The sequence below is a fragment of the Pseudomonas sp. NFACC43 genome (genome assembly GCF_900119645.1).
Lineage (GTDB): Bacteria > Pseudomonadota > Gammaproteobacteria > Pseudomonadales > Pseudomonadaceae > Aquipseudomonas.
Genome location: NZ_FPKK01000003.1, coordinates 89,551 through 105,526 on the forward strand (window position 1 = coordinate 89,551; position 15,976 = coordinate 105,526).

Annotated in this window: 16 protein-coding genes; 9 read left to right on the forward strand and 7 right to left on the reverse strand. The window is 63.7% G+C overall.

The window, feature by feature from the left end; translation table 11 throughout:
• Positions 1-8: 8 nt before the first annotated feature.
• Positions 9-977 (reverse strand): GlxA family transcriptional regulator, encoded by a 969-nt coding sequence (locus BT179_RS07260; protein WP_083568877.1) that lies wholly within the window; start codon positions 975-977, stop codon positions 9-11.
• Between the two features lie 93 nt (positions 978-1,070).
• On the opposite strand from BT179_RS07260, the gene BT179_RS07265 reads away from it, so the two are divergent.
• Positions 1,071-1,853: an MBL fold metallo-hydrolase gene (locus BT179_RS07265; RefSeq protein ID WP_072392987.1), complete on the forward strand. Its 783-nt coding sequence runs from the start codon at positions 1,071-1,073 to the stop codon at positions 1,851-1,853.
• An 11-nt stretch (positions 1,854-1,864) separates the two neighbouring features.
• Here the strand turns inward: BT179_RS07265 and BT179_RS07270 are convergent, their stop codons facing one another.
• Positions 1,865-2,740 carry an aldo/keto reductase family oxidoreductase gene (locus BT179_RS07270; protein ID WP_072430623.1) on the reverse strand — a complete coding sequence of 292 codons (876 nt, stop codon included), beginning with the start codon at positions 2,738-2,740 and terminating at the stop codon, positions 1,865-1,867.
• A gap of 100 nt (positions 2,741-2,840) precedes the next feature.
• Here BT179_RS07270 and BT179_RS07275 point away from each other — a divergent pair, with 100 nt between their 5' ends.
• Positions 2,841-3,746: a LysR family transcriptional regulator gene (locus BT179_RS07275; RefSeq protein WP_072392982.1), complete on the forward strand. Its 906-nt coding sequence runs from the start codon at positions 2,841-2,843 to the stop codon at positions 3,744-3,746.
• On the opposite strand, the gene BT179_RS07280 is transcribed toward BT179_RS07275, so the two are convergent.
• A complete protein-coding gene (locus BT179_RS07280) occupies positions 3,724-4,533 on the reverse strand; it encodes an aminoglycoside adenylyltransferase family protein (RefSeq protein ID WP_072392979.1) in 810 nt (269 codons plus the stop codon). The two genes, BT179_RS07275 and BT179_RS07280, sit on opposite strands and share 23 nt — an antisense overlap.
• A gap of 262 nt (positions 4,534-4,795) precedes the next feature.
• Between BT179_RS07280 and BT179_RS07285 the strand changes: the two genes are divergently transcribed.
• The 4 genes from BT179_RS07285 to BT179_RS07300 all read left to right on the forward strand — a co-directional run bounded on the left by BT179_RS07285 (position 4,796) and on the right by BT179_RS07300 (position 8,609).
• Complete coding sequence (locus BT179_RS07285; protein ID WP_072430624.1) at positions 4,796-5,470, forward strand: SOS response-associated peptidase family protein; 675 nt, start codon at positions 4,796-4,798, stop codon at positions 5,468-5,470.
• Positions 5,471-5,569: 99 nt separating this feature from the next.
• Complete coding sequence (locus BT179_RS07290; RefSeq protein ID WP_072430625.1) at positions 5,570-5,950, forward strand: RidA family protein; 381 nt, start codon at positions 5,570-5,572, stop codon at positions 5,948-5,950.
• A gap of 191 nt (positions 5,951-6,141) precedes the next feature.
• Complete coding sequence (locus BT179_RS07295) at positions 6,142-6,687, forward strand: thioesterase family protein (RefSeq protein ID WP_072392969.1); 546 nt, start codon at positions 6,142-6,144, stop codon at positions 6,685-6,687.
• A gap of 158 nt (positions 6,688-6,845) precedes the next feature.
• Entirely contained in the window at positions 6,846-8,609 is a 1,764-nt protein-coding gene (locus tag BT179_RS07300) for an L-lactate permease (RefSeq protein WP_072392966.1), read from the forward strand.
• A gap of 77 nt (positions 8,610-8,686) precedes the next feature.
• Here the strand turns inward: BT179_RS07300 and BT179_RS07305 are convergent, their stop codons facing one another.
• Positions 8,687-9,022, reverse strand: a complete 336-nt coding sequence (locus BT179_RS07305) for a hypothetical protein (RefSeq protein WP_072392963.1) — start codon at positions 9,020-9,022, stop codon at positions 8,687-8,689.
• 244 nt (positions 9,023-9,266) lie between these two features.
• Between BT179_RS07305 and BT179_RS07310 the strand changes: the two genes are divergently transcribed.
• Positions 9,267-9,923 (forward strand): polysaccharide lyase family 7 protein, encoded by a 657-nt coding sequence (locus BT179_RS07310; RefSeq protein ID WP_072430626.1) that lies wholly within the window; start codon positions 9,267-9,269, stop codon positions 9,921-9,923.
• 18 nt (positions 9,924-9,941) lie between these two features.
• On the opposite strand, the gene BT179_RS07315 is transcribed toward BT179_RS07310, so the two are convergent.
• The 3 genes from BT179_RS07315 to BT179_RS07325 all read right to left on the reverse strand — a co-directional run bounded on the left by BT179_RS07315 (position 9,942) and on the right by BT179_RS07325 (position 13,669).
• Positions 9,942-11,174 carry a nucleoside permease gene (locus BT179_RS07315; protein WP_072430627.1) on the reverse strand — a complete coding sequence of 411 codons (1,233 nt, stop codon included), beginning with the start codon at positions 11,172-11,174 and terminating at the stop codon, positions 9,942-9,944.
• Between the two features lie 243 nt (positions 11,175-11,417).
• Positions 11,418-12,473: a sugar phosphate isomerase/epimerase family protein gene (locus BT179_RS07320; RefSeq protein ID WP_072393082.1), complete on the reverse strand. Its 1,056-nt coding sequence runs from the start codon at positions 12,471-12,473 to the stop codon at positions 11,418-11,420.
• 20 nt (positions 12,474-12,493) lie between these two features.
• The gene (locus BT179_RS07325) at positions 12,494-13,669 is read right to left on the reverse strand and encodes a Gfo/Idh/MocA family protein (RefSeq protein WP_072430628.1); all 1,176 of its coding nucleotides are present in this window, start codon (positions 13,667-13,669) and stop codon (positions 12,494-12,496) included.
• 180 nt (positions 13,670-13,849) lie between these two features.
• On the opposite strand from BT179_RS07325, the gene BT179_RS07330 reads away from it, so the two are divergent.
• Together BT179_RS07330 and BT179_RS07335 are read left to right on the forward strand one after the other, a co-directional pair.
• The gene (locus BT179_RS07330) at positions 13,850-14,860 is read left to right on the forward strand and encodes a LacI family DNA-binding transcriptional regulator (protein WP_072430728.1); all 1,011 of its coding nucleotides are present in this window, start codon (positions 13,850-13,852) and stop codon (positions 14,858-14,860) included.
• A 95-nt stretch (positions 14,861-14,955) separates the two neighbouring features.
• Entirely contained in the window at positions 14,956-15,906 is a 951-nt protein-coding gene (locus BT179_RS07335) for a TAXI family TRAP transporter solute-binding subunit (RefSeq protein ID WP_072430629.1), read from the forward strand.
• The last annotated feature ends 70 nt before the right edge of the window (positions 15,907-15,976 follow it).

Below are 15,976 nucleotides of genomic sequence, written 5' to 3' on the forward strand. Positions count from 1 at the left end.
CGCCCTCCTCACACACGTGCGAACTGACGCCGGTACGCCATCGGCGTCAGCCCGGTCAGCGCCTTGAACATCCGTTGCAGGTTGGAACTGCTGCTGAAACCCAGTTCGGCGCCGATGCTGGCCAGAGGCAATGACGTCATTACCAGGCGCTCGCCGACCTGGTTCAACTTGATGCAACGGGCGTAGGCGGCGACGGTCTGGCCGGTTTCGCTGCCGACCTTGCGAGCCAGGGTACGCTCGGACATGGCCAGCCGATCCGCCAGCGCCTTGACCGTGATCTGCTCCGCCGGCATTCGCTCCACCAATCCATGCAACCGCCGCAGCAACCCGTCGGGCTGCTGGATCAGCGCGATGCCCTGGAATGCCGCGTGGGGGACGGCCGGGCGCGGCAACACCATCAGCCGGGTGATGTCGCGCAGCGCATCACGGCTGAGACTTTTCTCGATCAGGTTTTCGGCCAAGGGCAAATAGCCGTTCACCCCCGACGCAGTGGCGTTGCGCTCGTTGAACACGCAGATGCGTTCGTTTTGCCAACGCACCTTGCGATACCGCGCTTGCATCGCCTGCGCCAGCCACCAGGTCACCGTCGCGCATTGCCCATCCAGACGGCCGCAGGCAGCCAGCAGGCAGACGCCGGTGCAGTAGGCCCAGAGCTGACGGTCCCGGGGACCTTTGGACAATGCCTTCACCAGCAGGGCCTGGGCGGCAACGAGCGCATTCACCTGTTCGGCCGATTCGGCCCAGAAGCCGGGAACCAGGACCGCGTCCAGATCGGTCTCGCCCAGGGCCGCCTGCGCCTGGAGGCTGACGCCATGGGCACAGTCCACCGGACCGGCCTGCAGCGCGACGTACGTCGCCTCGAACAGATCCCGGCCCCTGCGACGGTTGGCCGCGTGCAGCAGATCGGCAAATGCGAACAGGCCGGCAGGCATGCAGCCGGGGAACAGGAGTAGACCGACACGGATTGGCTGGGGCATGGCATGAAATGAATCAATGATGTCAGACTCGGCCATTATGCCCGCCCCCCCGGATCGGCACCATGAAGCGCTCGCCTTGAACAGGAAACCTTCATGAAAATCCAACAGATCCGCAACGCCACGATCATCCTGGAGTCCGGTCCGTATCGCGTGCTTGTCGACCCGATGCTGGCCGGCAAAGGCACCCTGCCGCCGCTTCGCCTGTTCGGTGCCACCCAGCGCAATCCGCTGGTGGAGCTTCCAGCCTCTGCCGAAAAAGACCTGGAGCGCGTCACTCACTGCCTCATCACGCATTGCCAGAAAGGCCATTTCGATCATCTTGACCGCACGGCGAAACGCTGGCTGAGGGAAAAACGGATCCCGGTCATCTGCACGCCCCACGATGCCGGCTACCTCGCCAAACGGGGCTTGAATGTCCAGCCGCTGGCCGAGGACCACGAGCGGCCCGTGTCCTTCCTGGACGGCACTCTTCGCTCCGTCAGATGCACCCACGGCCGTGGCCTGGTGGGCAAACTGATGGAACACGGCGTCGGCTACCTGATCGAGCTGCCCGGTGAACCCAGTGTGTACCTCGCCGGCGACACCGTGCTCACCCCCACCGTGCGCGAGTTCGTCCTGCGCCATCAACCGCAGGTCAGTGTGATTCCGGCCGGCGGCGCACGCTTCGATTTGGGCGGCGATATCATCATGGGAATCGAGGAAGCCATCGAGTTCACCCGTTTATCGGGTGCAGCCGTGCTCGCCAATCACCTCGAAGCGATCAGCCACTGCCCCACCACGCGAAAGGCACTGCGCGACGCCGCCATGACAGCCGGGCTCGGAGCGCGACTGCATGTGCCGGAAGATGGCCAGACGCTGGAGTTCCAGCCTGCCTAGGCTCTGTACGGTCAATTCGAGCCCTCGCCCAGGGCATCCAGCTCGGCCAGCAATGGCGCCGGGATCTGCAGCTCGCTCGCCGAGAGGTTCTCCTGCAGGTGCGCCACCGACGACGTACCGGGAATCAGCAGGATGTTCGGCGCACGTTGCAGCAGCCACGCCAGCGCCACGCACAGCGGTGACGCGTCCAGGCGCGCCGCTACGGCCGAAAGGGTGCCCGATTGCAGCGGTGTGAAACCGCCCAACGGGAAGAACGGCACGTAGGCGATACCCTGCCGGCCCAGGTCGGCAATGAGTGACTCGTCACCGCGATGGGTCAGGTTGTAGTGGTTCTGCACGCAGACCACCCTGGCAATGCCCTGGGCCTGCTTGACCTGCGCTGCCGTGACGTTGCTCAACCCCAGGTGACGGATCAGGCCTTGACGCTGCAGTTCGGCCAGTGCGGTGAACGATTCTTCGATGGACGCCTCCGTGGGCGACTGCATGTCGCCCCAGGCCCGCAGGTTGACCACGTCCAATACGTCCACACCCAGGTTGCGCAGATTATCGTGGACGGCCTGGGTCAACTCGGCCGGGCTCGCGGCGGGATTCCAGGAAGCGTCGGCGCCACGAACGGCACCCACCTTGGTGACGATCACCAGGTCCTCGGCGTAAGGGTGCAGCGCCTCACGGATCAGCCGGTTGGTGACGTGGGGCCCATAGAAGTCAGCGGTATCGATATGGTTGACCCCTGATGCGAGCGCCTCGCGCAGCACGGCGATGGCCGCCGCCGGATCCTTCGGCGGCCCGAACACGTGAGGCCCCGCCAGTTGCATGGCACCGTAGCCCATGCGGTTGACCGTACGGTCTCCCAACGAAAAATGACCTGCCTTGTCTGCCTTGCTCATCTCGTACCCCTTGGATTGATTGCCTGAAGCCGACTATAGGCGTTGACCACTCCACTGATAATCAGGTGCAATCCGCACGGGCTGTACGGTGGAGAGAACAATGGCGACGGATATTCAGGACCTGCTGGCCTTCGTGGCCGTGGTCAATGCAGGGGGATTTCGAGAAGGCTCGCGGGCCAGCGGCAAGTCCGCTTCCAGCCTCAGCGATGCCGTACGCCGGATGGAAAGCCGGCTCGGTGTCCGCCTGCTCAACCGCACCACCCGCAGCGTGGTGCCGACCGAGGCCGGCGCCCGCTTGATGGAACGCATCGTGCCGGCCTTGGGCGAGGTCGAGTCCGCCCTGGATGTGGTCAACGATTTTCGCGACCGCCCTTCCGGCACCCTCAGGCTGAACGTACCGGTCAGTGCCGCACGCCTGGTGCTGCCGTCCATCATCACACCGTTTCTGAAGAGCTACCCTGACATTCGCCTGGAAGTGATCACCGAAGAAAGCTTCGTCGACATGCTGGCGGCCGGGTGTGATGCGGGCATTCGCTACGACGAGCGCCTGGAGCAGGACATGATCGCCCTGCCCATTGGCCCACGCTTGCAGCGCTTCGCAACCGCCGCCTCGCCGGCATACCTCGATGCCAGGGGGCGTCCCGAGCACCCAAGGGATTTGCTGGAACACGCCTGCCTGCGGGGCAAGTTCCCCAGCGGCGCCATGCCGTTGTGGGAGTACGAGCGTGACGGCGAAACCGTCAGCGTCGATCCGAGCGGCCCGTTGATCACTCGCATTGGCGGTGCGGTGGACCTGTCGGTGCAGGCCGCGGTGGACGGGCTGGGCATCGTCTATCTGTTCGAAGACTGGCTCCGCCCCTACCTGGACAGCGGCGCCCTGGAGCCGGTGCTCGAACCCTGGTGGCAGGGCTTTACCGGACCGTTTCTCTACTACCCCGGCCGCCGCTACCTGCCCTCGCCGTTGCGGGCGTTCGTGGATTTCATCAATCAGAACCGGGGCCGCTGAGCGACCGCGAATAGAGCCGGTCGATCTCCGACCGGGCGTGACACACGAACGCCGCAACCTGCCGGGGTCGGCTGGCCAGGTCATCCCGGGCCTGCCCCCGGTAGACCGCCCGGGCCGTTTCAAGTACAGGCCGATGGGCCAAGGGCAAACGCTCGAGCAGCCATGTCGCTGCCCCGTCCTTGGGAACGATGTGGCCCGTGGCGAGGGTCAGCCAGATGCGAGCCAGGGCCAGCACCACATTGCATTGTTCATCCTGCCAATCGGCGTCTTCATTCCATTGCGTGGTGGTGTCATAGAGCGCCCGCAGCAAGTCGGCCTCGGGTATCGGCTGGATGATCGCGGTGGCCGCGGGCCCGAGCAGACAGACGCTGTGCTGCCTGGCCTTGGTCAGCAGGATCGCCAGGTCGTGATCGGCCATGGGCGGTTCGAAATACCCGGCCTGCAAGTCCTCGCGCAGCCATTCGCCGAACTGCAACTCGCGCACCGGCGGATAGCGCCACGGCACCAGCGCCGCTTGGGCGACCACCGTCACCTCCAGCGGCCGCAATGACTCGGTCGGCGGCCAGGCCGATACCGATAGCAGATCACTCATCAACCCGTGCCGCAGCGATTGCGGCAGTGGCTGGTGGACGATCACCAGCAGGTCGATGTCGCTGCCGGGCTGCAACCCGCCGTCCACCGCGGAACCGAACAGGTAGACGGCTTGCAGTCCATCGCCGAGATGAGCCGCCAGCACCTGGAGAGCACGGGTGATTTGCTGGGAAATTTCAATTGGTGTGTCAGTCATGAGCAGCCCGGTGGTTGGCAGAGACCTGCCAGTATTTTTCCATTGCCCGTGCCAGGGCAAGCCGTTACGCACCGAGACGGCGGCAGGCCCAGGAGGCACGGACCGCCGCTCGTCTCCCCGTCACGAGGATTTTCGAACCAAGCATCGGCCCACGGCTCGGACTTACATGGCCCCACTGAAAGCAATGACGGCGCGCTTGGACAATCGGGACTCGTCAGGCGCATCGAGGGTCCTTTGCGCTTCACTCCAGGGAGTTTTCACTATGTGTGACGGTTTTGTTCAGCACGTTTGCTCAAAGGACTCCCTGGCGTATTTTGCCCAGCGAGACACTCCCGGCGAACGTATCGATACGCACCTGACACGCATGGACCTGTTTCGGACGACACCCGTCAGGCCACCGGAGCGGCACAGCCTGATCAAGCCGAACATGCAGGTCAGCGCCATTCGTCGTCGCGGCGGTCACTTGGAGTCCATCAAGGTTCGCTGGGGCTGGTCACCCATCTGGTCAGTGGGAACGATGCCGCCCCTGACGCATCTGCCGCTGCATCTGGTGATGCGTTCCAAGGTCTTCGACGCGATCAAGCGCGAAGGCCGCGTACTGGTTCCCGTGGAAGGCTGGTACGAGACGCAGGTCCCCTCCTCAAGCCAGGCACAACGCCTCACGTACACGACGTCCCGGCATTCGGCCCCGATTTTCCTTGCGGCCCTGGCCCAGGCCAGCGAAACCCCCTTGGGCTGTGACGGCCTGAGCCTGGTGACCTATGGCGATATCGCCAGCCAACAGCAGTGCGTACTGGCCTTGGGCACCGAAGACGCGCTCGATTGGTTGGACCCGGAGTTCGGCTGGGAGCAGGCGCAACAATTGGCCGAGCGCCTGAACGGCGTGGAACCGCACCTTGAACCGGCGATGTCCGCCCAGGTCCAGGGCAATCTTTGACCCAGGCAGAACGGTTGGTCCTCGGGATAAAGGAATCCGGGAACGAGGCGGCATTGGGCGGTAAACTGCGGCGTCTTTTCCTAACTCATGAGGCGCCGCATGACCCACCCAGACATCACGTTCACTCCCGACCCGGATGCGGATTCCATTTCGTCCGACGTCGCCGGCTTCGGCGGCCTGCTGGTGTCCACCCAGATCCCGACCCGCGCCGACGGCAGCCTTGAACTGGGGGACATCACGCTGCAGAGCGAATGCACGCTGCAGGCCCTCAAGTCCGCGCTGGAGCGTGCCGGCAGCTCCATGGACCGCGTGCTGCACCTGACCATCTACCTCACCGACATGGCCGATCGCGCGGCTTTCAACGAAGTCTACAAACGCTTCTTCACCAAGCCATGGCCGGTCCGGGCGGCAGTGGGCGTGGCTTCGCTGGCGGTCGAGGGAATGCGGGTGGAAGTGACGGCGATGGCGGCCAAGGGCTGAGCGGCAAAGAACGTTCGTGGACCTGCAAAACGCTTTGTGGCGAGGGGATTGAGCGAAACATCGCCCTCTCGCCGCAAATATCCCGAACATATCTCAAATGCGCGTTTCCCACGCAATTCGTCAGTTACGCACCTAGCCCGCCCCCTGCGCGGAGGCTAAAGTGCGCCGTTTTCCTTGTTCACGGCGTACTTATGAATCTCTGGTTCCGACTGTTGCTGATGCTGTTCCGCCGCCCGTGGCGCAAGCCCGCGGCGCCCTTGGGTACTACGGTGGTGCGCATGCGCGTGTGGCCGCTGGACCTGGACCTCAATCGCCACGTCACCAACGGGCGTTATTTCACCCTGGCCGATGTGGGACGCATGGATTACGTGCTGCGCAGCGGCGCCTACAGGGTGGCGTTGCGCAACCGGGCGGTGCCGATCGTGGGGGATGTGTGGGGCAAATTCAGGCGGGAATTGAAGTTGTTCGAAGCGTTCGAGGTACACACCCGCATGCTCGGCTGGGACGAAAAATGGACCTTCATGGAGCACCGTTTCATCAGCCGGGGACGTGTGGTCGGGGTGGTGATCATGCGAGGCCTGTTCCGCTCAGCCAAAGGCACCCTGGCGCCGACTGAATTCGTCCGCGAGCTGGGCCTGGCCGAACAGTCGCCGGCCATGCCCGACTGGCTGGTCGCCTGGTCGCAAAGCTGCGACGGCTTGAGTCTCGGACTTCGCCAGGAGGAAGGTGAGCGCTGACCTGCGCTGGCCAGCACACCACTTGCGGCAAGGGCGCTGGCCTCCCCTTGGAGCCTGCCCCTCGCCCGCGCGCCAATCCCCCCGCCAATACCCGCCTATACTCTTGTGCCAATCCCCCCGGGGCCTGCACTTCCAACAATAAAAAGCAGAGGTGGAACATGGTTTGGCAACAAGTCTACGATCCCTTCGGTAATGCGGTGCTGTCGACGATCCTGGCGGCGGTTCCGGTGGTGGTGATGCTGGCGTCTCTGGCGTTCTTTCATATCAAGGCGCACCTGGCGGCATTGTATGCCCTGGCCTCGGCGCTGCTCATCGCGATCTTCGCCTTCGGCATGCCGGCCGACATGGCCGGTTCAGCGGCGCTCTATGGTGCCGCCAACGGCCTGCTGCCCATCGGCTGGATCGTGCTCAACATCATCTTCCTGCACCGACTGACCACCGAAAACGGCTCGTTCAAGGTGCTGCAGGACTCCCTGGCCCGCATCACCGATGACCGACGCCTGCAACTGCTGCTGATCGCCTTCTGTTTCGGGGCGTTCTTCGAGGGCGCGGCGGGCTTCGGCACGCCGGTGGCGGTGACCGGTGCGATCCTGATCGGGCTGGGTTTTTCGCCATTGGCCGCCTCCGGGCTGGCCTTGATCGCCAACACCGCGCCGGTGGCGTTCGGCGCCCTGGGCACGCCCATCATCACCCTTGCCAAGGTCACCGGGCTGGATGAAATGGAGCTGTCGATGATGGTCGGTCGGCAGTTGCCGTTTTTCTCGGTGATCGTGCCGTTCTGGCTGATCTGGGCGTTCGCCGGGTGGCGCAAGATGCTTGAGGTGTGGCCGGCGATCCTGGTGGCCGGCGTCAGCTTCGCCATCCCGCAGTTCCTGGTCTCCAACTACCATGGGCCGATGCTGGTGGATGTGATTGCCGCGTTGATTTCCATGGCGTGCCTGACCGGTTTCCTCAAGGTTTGGAAACCGGCCACGGTGCACACCTCGGCGGCGCTGTCGGGCCGGCACGATGACTCGAAGATCGACGCCAGCGAGCAACAGCAACCGGCGGCCAGCGGCGCTTTCGCCAGCGACACCCGCCCCGCCGTGCTGCGAGCCTGGATGCCATGGATCATCCTCACGGTCTTCGTGTTCGCCTGGGGCACCCAGGGTTTCAAGAACCTGTTCGATACCCGCCCGGCCATCGATCCGCAGACCCAGTCGGTCCGGCTCGACCCCCAGGGCAAGCCGATGCGCGAAGCCAATCCGGTCTTCTCGCCCCTGCTGACCTTCGGCACCATCCACCAGCAGATCGAAAAAGTCCCGCCGGTGGTGCCCCAGCCAAAAACCGAAGAAGCGGTCTACAAGTTCAACTGGTTCACCGCCACCGGCAGCGGCATCTTCCTGGCGGCCATTCTCGGCGGCCTGCTGATGGGCTATTCCATCCCGCAACTGGTGCGCCAATACCTGCGAACGCTGTGGGTGGTGCGCTATTCGCTGATTACCATCGTGGCGATGCTGGCGTTGGGATTCCTCACCCGTTATTCCGGGCTGGACGCCACCATGGGCCTGGCCTTTGCGGCCACGGGCATTTTCTACCCGATGTTCGGCACCTTGCTGGGCTGGCTCGGCGTGGCGCTGACCGGTTCGGACACGGCGTCCAACGTGCTGTTCGGGGGCTTGCAGCGGGTGACGGCGGAACAGCTGGGGATCAGCCCGGTGCTGATGGCCGCTGCCAACAGTTCCGGCGGGGTCATGGGCAAGATGGTGGACGCCCAGTCGATCGTGGTCGCTTCAACCGCCACACGCTGGTACGGCCACGAAGGGGAAATCCTGCGGTATGTGTTTTTCCACTCGGTGGTGCTGGCGATCCTGGTGGGCGGGCTGGTGACGCTGCAGGCGTATGTGGAGCCTTTCAGTCACATGGTGGTGGGAGGAAGGTAATCCGCTTTGTGGCGAGGGAGAGCGAGAGCTGGCTCCCTCGCCACGGGTCAGGGCTCTGACCTTGCGAGCGTGGGTCTTTACTGAACGTTCTTCAGCTTGACCACGTCGCCGGACACCGAAGTGGTGTAGCCGGTCAGGACCCAGGCCCAGAACCAGTTTTCCTGCACTTGGGTGTTGATCATGGCGTCGCCGCCCTTGGCCTTGATCGCCGCATCCTGGGCACGCACGAAGCGGTTGTTCTGGCGAATCGGGATGAAACCGAACAACAGCAGGCCAGTGGCCTTGGCTTCACTGTGACCGACAACGGTGTACTGGCTGCTGTCGTACTGCTGGGTCTTCATCGCGGTACCGGTGCAACCCGCCAGGACCAGGCCCAACAATGCGCCGGCGACAACTTTGCTGAAATGCTTCATCAACTACTCCATGGGATAACGCCCGGGATCCATCTCTCGGGCGGCGCGTACTCTACCCCATCGACTTCAGTTTGACATCAGTCACGCCAACCCGCGAAAACGCCGGCAAGGCTCGGTGCAGAGCCATCCGTCAGGTGCCTCTCCAGCGAAACAGGCCTGGGTCGATAACATGGACACTGTGCCATGGAAGGCAAATTTGCCATTACGGCCGAGACCACGGCCGACTCCATGGGAGTACCCGATCATGATTGACCTGACTGTCTGGAACATCACCCTTCCCGTGCAGACCCCGGCGCAAGTGGTGCACACCAAGGCCATGCCGAGCCTGCAGAACAAGTACTTCAACCGCAGCGGCGAACGCATCGTGTTCTGGGCGCCGGTGACCGGTTCCCATACCGGCAAGAGCGAATTCCCGCGCTCCGAGCTGCGGGAAACCGGCAAGGACGGCAAGCTGCGCAACTGGCGCTACAACAGCGGCATCAATACCCTCAAGGGCACGCTGGCGGTGAACCAGGTGCCTTCCGAAGGTCGCGTGGTGGTGGCGCAGATCCACGCCAAGGATGCCCCTACGCCGCTCTTGAAACTGGTGTACCGCTACGCCAAGGGCAAGGGCAATGTGGATGTGGAGTACCGGGTCAAACCCAAGGACAAGAAGAGCCCCGTGCTCTTCAGCGTACCCAACGTGGCCCTGAACAAAGTCTTCAACTACTCGCTGCAGATGGACAAGCAAGGCAAGCTCACCGTACTGGTCAACAACGTCGGCAAGCAGGTGAAGCTGGACTCGTCCTGGCATCCCTATGACTTCTACTTCAAGGCCGGTGTCTACACCCTGGACAACGTCGGCAACGCCAGCGAAGGCGGGAAAGTGACCTACACCAAGCTGGACGTCAGCCATAAATGACCGACGTCCCGCCCGGCCTCATGCCTTCGAGGTCGCCGCCAGCGCTTGCCGGCCACTGAAGGTCAGCAGGAAGAACACCAGCACCACCAACGCGAAACCGGCCGGGAACAGCCAGATGCTGTTCCAATCGTGGCCTGCATCCACGACGAAGCGATCGGTCACCTGCCCCGCCACCCAGAAGCCGATCAGCATCCCCACCCCATAGGTCGCCAGGGTGATCAACCCCTGGGCCGAACTGCGCAGGTGCTTGGGCGCCTTGGCGTCGGTGTAGATCTGCCCCGAGACGAAAAAGAAGTCATAGCAGATGCCGTGCAGCGCAATGCCGGTGAACAGCATGAATGCCAGGTCCCCGTTGTTGCCGTAGGCGAACAACACATAGCGCAACGCCCACGCCAGCATCCCCACCAACAGCGCCAGCTTGATGCCGAAGCGCTGGATGAACAGTGGCAGCAGCAGCATGAACAGCACTTCGGACACCTGCCCGATGGCCATCTTCGCCGTGGGGTTGGCCATGCCGGTTTCGGCCAGGAACGGGTTGGCGTTCTGGTAGTAGAACGCCAAGGGGATGCAGATCAGGATCGAGGCCATGAAGAACACCAGGTAGCTGCGGTCCTTCAACAGTCCCAGCGCGTCCAGTCCCAGCAGTTGCTTGATGCCGCCACCGCCGGCCTGCTCCTCCAGCGGCGCCGTGGCCGGTAGGGTGAAGCTGTAGAGCCCAAGGACCAGCGAGGCAATGGCCGCCATCAGGAAAGTATTGCGCAGTCCGCCCGCGGCGATGGACTCACGCGAGTCCCAGGCGAACACGAAGCTGATCACCACCCCCGCGACGATCCAGCCCAGGGTGCCCCAGACCCGGATGCGCGAGAACTCCAGCGCCGGGTCGCGCATCTGGCGAAACGCCACGGAATTGACCAGGGCCAGCGTCGGCATGTAGACCACCATGTACGCCAGCACATACGGATAGAACTCGCCGAATTGCGCCGCGCCATACAGCTGGTACAGCAGCACCGCGCCGATCAGGTGCAGCACCGCGAGGATGCGTTCGGCGTTGAAATAACGGTCGGCGATCAGGCCGATCACCAGCGGCGCGATGATCGCCCCCCAGGACTGGGTGGAGAACGCCATGCCGACCTGCCCGCCGCTGGCGCCGAGGGTGTTGGAGAGAAAGGTCCCCAGGGTGACGAACCAGCCTCCCCAGATAAAGAACTGAAAAAACATCATCACGCTCAGGCGTGCATTCATCGTGGTCATGACCGTCACCGTTCTGATTGTTGTTTTTGTAAAAGGACCGTTAAGCAACCAGGCCATGGGTTTATCCAGTTCATAACCCCTCTGGAGCCAGGCAAGCTCCCGATGGCGAGGGGATCTATCCCCGCTGCGCTGCGAAGCGGGCCCGAGGCCATGGACTCCATGAGCCTGACACGCCGAAGTGTCAGGCCTGGGACCGCTTCGCGCTCCAGCGGGCGTGAGCGCCCTCACCACACGGGTGCAGGTCTATTTCAATAGGCCCAGCAGCCGCCGATTGGATTCTTCGTCCGCCGTAACGCCGGCAAAATCGTCGAACGCCTTGCGGGTCTTGCTGATCATGTGCCGCTGGATGAACGCCGCGCCTTCGGCGGCGCCCTGCTGCGAATCCTTCAGGCAGCACTCCCACTCCAGCACCGCCCAGCCGTTGAAATCGTATTGGGTCAACTTGCTGAAGATCGATCCGAAGTCGATCTGTCCGTCGCCCAGGGAGCGGAATCGGCCGGGTCGATCGACCCAGCCCTGATAGCCGCCGTAGACACCGGAACGAGCATCGGGGCGGAACTCGGCGTCCTTGACGTGGAACATGCGGATGCGTTCGTGATAGCGGTCGATGAAGCCCAGGTAGTCCATCTGCTGCAGCAACAGGTGGCTGGGGTCGTAGAGGATGGCTGCCCGAGGATGATGGTCCACCGCTTCCAGGAAGCGTTCGAAGGAGGCGCCATCGTGCAGGTCTTCGCCGGGATGGATCTCGTAGCACAGGTCCACGCCGGCCTCGTCGAAGCGATCGAGGATCGGCAACCAGCGCCGGGCCAGCTCGGCGAACCCTTGTTCCACCAGCCCGGACGGGCGCTGTGGCCACGGGTACATATAGGGCCACAGCAGCGCACCGGAAAAGGTCGCGTGGGCCTTGAGTCCCAGGCGCCGGCTGGCCCGGGCGGCTAGCTTCAGTTGCTCGATGGCCCACTCGGTCCGCGCCTGGGGCTGGCCGCGCAGGTGGGCCGGGGCGAAGTCATCGAACAGCGCGTCGAACGCCGGGTGCACCGCCACCAGTTGCCCCTGCAGGTGCGTCGACAACTCACTGATTTCGACCCCGGCCTGGGCGCAGGTGGCCTTGAGCTCATCGCAATAATCCTGGCTCTCGGCGGCCCGGGCCAGGTCGATGTAGCGCGTGCCCAGGGTCGGCAACTGGATGGCCTTGTAGCCTTGCGAGGCGGCCCACCGGGCGATGTTCGCCAACGAGTCGAACGGTGTCTCGTCGGACATGAACTGGGCCAGGAAAATAGCCGGCCCGCGCAGGCCCATCGGTGTTTCTTCGGTGGTTTTCACAACAGCGATTCTCCGGTTTCCAGCGCGGTCCACTTCGCCTCGCCGCGATGATTGATGATGGCGGCCTCGATGAATGCCATGGTGCGCAGGCCGGTCTCGATGCCGGGTACGCCAGGCACGTCGGGGCCTTCGACCCGCTCGCGAATGGCCCGGGCGAAATCGCCATAGAGGTTCGCCATGGCTTCCAGGTAGCCCTCGGGGTGCCCGGCCGGCAAACGCATGCGTCGCGTCGCCGCTTCGCTCAGCCAAGGCTGGCCGACACCACTGCGCAGGATGCGCAAGGGTTGGTCGACGGCACGATGAATCAGGCTCGAAGGTTCTTCCTGGCGCCATTCCAGGGCGCCCTTGTCGCCATAGACGCGGATCTTCAGCGGATTCTCTTCACCGCTGCAGACCTGGCTGGCCAGCAACACGCCACTGGCGCCGCCTTCCATCCGGAACAACATGGCGACATCGTCATCGAGTTGCCGACCTGGGACATGGGTGCCCAACGCGGCGCACAGATGTTGGATCGGCTGGTCCGCGACGAACTCCGCCAGGGAAAACGCATGGGTGCCTATGTCCCCGATGCAACCGCCCAGCCCGGACCGGGCCGGGTCGTCGCGCCACTCGGCCTGCTTGTTGCCTTGCCCGGCGAGGTCCTGGCTGAGCCAGCCCTGGGGATACTCGACGAACACTTTGCGCACCCTGCCGATGACACCCGAGCGCACCATTTCCCGGGCCTGCCAGACCATGGGATAGCCCAGGTAGGTGTGGGCCAGACCGTAGAGGCAGCGGCTGCCTCGCAGATCGTCCTTGAGCGCCAGCAATTGCTTGAGGTTCAGCCCGGCGGGTTTTTCGCTGAACACATGGAAACCGGCCTTCAGTGCCTGGCTGGCAATGGGGGCATGGAGGTGATTGGGGGTGACGATCACCAGCAGTTCCATGCGCTGATCCAGAGGCAGCACCGCTTCGGCATCGAGCATTTGCTGCCAGTCGTGATAGCAACGGGAGGCGGGCAGCCCCAGGGACGCGCCGGTCTGCCGGTTGTTATGGGGGTCGCGGCTGAACGCACCGCACACCAGTTCGAAGCCGCCGTCCAGGCCGGCGGCCTGGCGATGGGCCTGGCCGATGAAAGCGCCCTCTCCACCGCCCACGAAGCCCATTCTTATTTTGGGTGCCACAGGGTTCATCACGACGCTCTCATGCAGGATTGATATGGGATGTAACCGGTTACATCATGGCCGAATCTAGGCCCGGTTTCGTGCCGTGTCAAATCCAGGAGGGACGCCCCCCGGACGTTTGTGCGCCGTCCAACCTGCGGTAAGCTGCGCAGCCGTGCCCCTATTTCCTGGCGCTGCGTCGAGGTGCGTTTGTCCAATATTCGTGAAGTGGCCCGGCTGGCTGGCGTTTCCGTGGCCACGGTGTCCAGAGCGCTGAAATCCCCGGAGCGGGTGCTGCCCCAGACGCGGGACAAGGTGAACGCGGCGGTGGAACAGGCCGGCTATCGACCGAACCTGATGGCCGTGCAGTTTCGGTCCCGGCGAACCGGTAACCTGGTGATCCTGGTCCCGACCATTGCCAATACCTTTTTCGCCCGGGTCATCAGCGGCGCCCAACAGGCGGCGCAGGCGGCGGGTTACCGATTGCTGCTGTGCGACACCCAGGGCCGGGAAGACATCGAGCAGACCTTTGCCGCGCTGGTCTACGCCCATCAGGCCGATGGGGTCATACAACTGCGCGCCTGCGACCCTTTCGTATCACTGCCCCCCGGCACCGACCCGCTGCCCCTGGTCAACGCCTGCGAAGTGGTCAAGGGCGCTTCCTACCCCACCATCAGCCTGGACAACCGCAGCGCCGCCCGGGCCATGACCGAATACTTGCTCGGGCTCGGCCACCGCCGCATCGGCATCATCAAGGGGCCGCGCAGCAGTCCGTTGACCCTCGACCGCGTGGCCGGTTACCAGGACGCCTTGCACGACGCCGGCATCGCCATCGACCCCGAGCTGATCTGCCATGGCGACTTCACCCTCAAGGCCGGATTCGAGGGTGCCGGCGCGATGCTCGCACTGGCCGAGCGCCCCAGTGCGCTGTTCTGCGAAAACGACGAGATGGCCATCGGCGCCCTCAAGCGCATCAAGCAGACGGGCCTGCGGGTGCCCGAGGACATTTCTCTGGTGGGGTTCGACGACATCCCTTTCGCGGCGTATTGCGATCCGCCCCTGACCACCATTTCCCAACCGGCCGAAACCTTCGGCCAGATGGCCGTGGACATGCTGATCGCCCTGATCGAGAACAAGCCCATCCCACAGCGGCATGTGCTGCTGCCGTTCGAGTTGACGGTGCGCGGCAGCAGTGCGGCGCCAGGTTCCGGTATGACCTGACCAGGCACATGGGCTTTATCGACTCGCCATCAGGCCCGTTTCAACTACAGTGGAAAGACTCTGCATAAAGCCATAACAAGACGGAGAGTCTCCCCATGCAAATCAACAAGCACTTCATCTCCCTGGCCACCGCCGCAGCCTTGATGGTGGCCAGCACGGCCTACGCAGCCCCGGTGTACATCAACATACTGACCGGGGGCACCAGCGGTGTCTATTACCCGATCGGGGTCGGGCTCTCCCAGATCTACAGCAGCGGCATCAAGGATTCCAAGACTTCGGTCCAGGCTACCAAGGCTTCGGTGGAGAACCTGAACCTGCTCCAAGCCGGACGCGGGGAATTGGCCTTTGCCCTGGGCGATTCGGTGGCGGACGCCAGCAATGGCGTGGAAGACGCTGGCTTCAAGGCCCCCTTGACCAAGTTGCGGGCCATCGCCGGAGCCTACCCCAACTACATCCAGATCGTCGCCAGCCAGGAGTCGGGCATCAAGACCTTGGCCGATCTCAAGGGCAAGACCGTTTCGGTCGGCGCGGCGAAATCCGGCACCGAGCTCAATGCCCGGGCGATCTTCAAGGCCGCGGGCCTGACGTACGACGATATGAAGGTGCAGTACCTGCCCTTCGCCGAGTCGGTGGACCTGATCAAGAACCGCCAGTTGGATGCCACGCTGCAATCCTCCGGCCTGGGCATGGCGGCCATTCGCGACCTGGCGTCGACGATGGCGTTGAACTACGTGTCGATTCCGGTCGATGTGGTAGGAAAAATAGGCAACCCGGCTTACCAGAGTGCCCAGATCCCCGCCAATACCTACGACGGACAGGCCGACGCAGTGCCCACTGTTGCCATCACCAACATCCTGGTGACTCGCGAGGACGTGCCGGACGAAGTGGCTTATCAAATGACCAGGCTGCTGTTCGACAACCTCAATCGCCTGGGCACCTCCCATTCGGCAGCCAAGGACATTTCCCTCGAAAACGCCGCGAAGAACCTGCCGATCGCCCTGCACCCCGGTGCCGAGCGCTACTACAAGGAAGTGGGCGCACTGTAGTTTCCCGGGCTGCAATGGCACCGCGCCGTTGCAGCATTGCGTTCCGCACCCGCTGCAGACAACAGGCAGG

Excerpts from the sequence above, each read along its gene's own strand:
- BT179_RS07315 (WP_072430627.1), bottom strand. The coding sequence starts at position 11,174 with ATGACCACGATGAATGCACGCCTGAGCGTGATGATGTTTTTTCAGTTC.
- BT179_RS07265 (WP_072392987.1), top strand. The coding sequence starts at position 1,071 with ATGAAAATCCAACAGATCCGCAACGCCACGATCATCCTGGAGTCCGGT.
- BT179_RS07310 (WP_072430626.1), top strand. The coding sequence starts at position 9,267 with ATGATTGACCTGACTGTCTGGAACATCACCCTTCCCGTGCAGACCCCG.
- BT179_RS07285 (WP_072430624.1), top strand. The coding sequence starts at position 4,796 with ATGTGTGACGGTTTTGTTCAGCACGTTTGCTCAAAGGACTCCCTGGCG.
- BT179_RS07270 (WP_072430623.1), bottom strand. The coding sequence starts at position 2,740 with ATGAGCAAGGCAGACAAGGCAGGTCATTTTTCGTTGGGAGACCGTACG.
- BT179_RS07305 (WP_072392963.1), bottom strand. The coding sequence starts at position 9,022 with ATGAAGCATTTCAGCAAAGTTGTCGCCGGCGCATTGTTGGGCCTGGTC.
- BT179_RS07290 (WP_072430625.1), top strand. The coding sequence starts at position 5,570 with ATGACCCACCCAGACATCACGTTCACTCCCGACCCGGATGCGGATTCC.
- BT179_RS07325 (WP_072430628.1), bottom strand. The coding sequence starts at position 13,669 with ATGAACCCTGTGGCACCCAAAATAAGAATGGGCTTCGTGGGCGGTGGA.
- BT179_RS07335 (WP_072430629.1), top strand. The coding sequence starts at position 14,956 with ATGCAAATCAACAAGCACTTCATCTCCCTGGCCACCGCCGCAGCCTTG.
- BT179_RS07320 (WP_072393082.1), bottom strand. The coding sequence starts at position 12,473 with ATGGGCCTGCGCGGGCCGGCTATTTTCCTGGCCCAGTTCATGTCCGAC.
- BT179_RS07300 (WP_072392966.1), top strand. The coding sequence starts at position 6,846 with ATGGTTTGGCAACAAGTCTACGATCCCTTCGGTAATGCGGTGCTGTCG.
- BT179_RS07275 (WP_072392982.1), top strand. The coding sequence starts at position 2,841 with ATGGCGACGGATATTCAGGACCTGCTGGCCTTCGTGGCCGTGGTCAAT.
- BT179_RS07295 (WP_072392969.1), top strand. The coding sequence starts at position 6,142 with ATGAATCTCTGGTTCCGACTGTTGCTGATGCTGTTCCGCCGCCCGTGG.
- BT179_RS07280 (WP_072392979.1), bottom strand. The coding sequence starts at position 4,533 with ATGACTGACACACCAATTGAAATTTCCCAGCAAATCACCCGTGCTCTC.
- BT179_RS07260 (WP_083568877.1), bottom strand. The coding sequence starts at position 977 with ATGCCCCAGCCAATCCGTGTCGGTCTACTCCTGTTCCCCGGCTGCATG.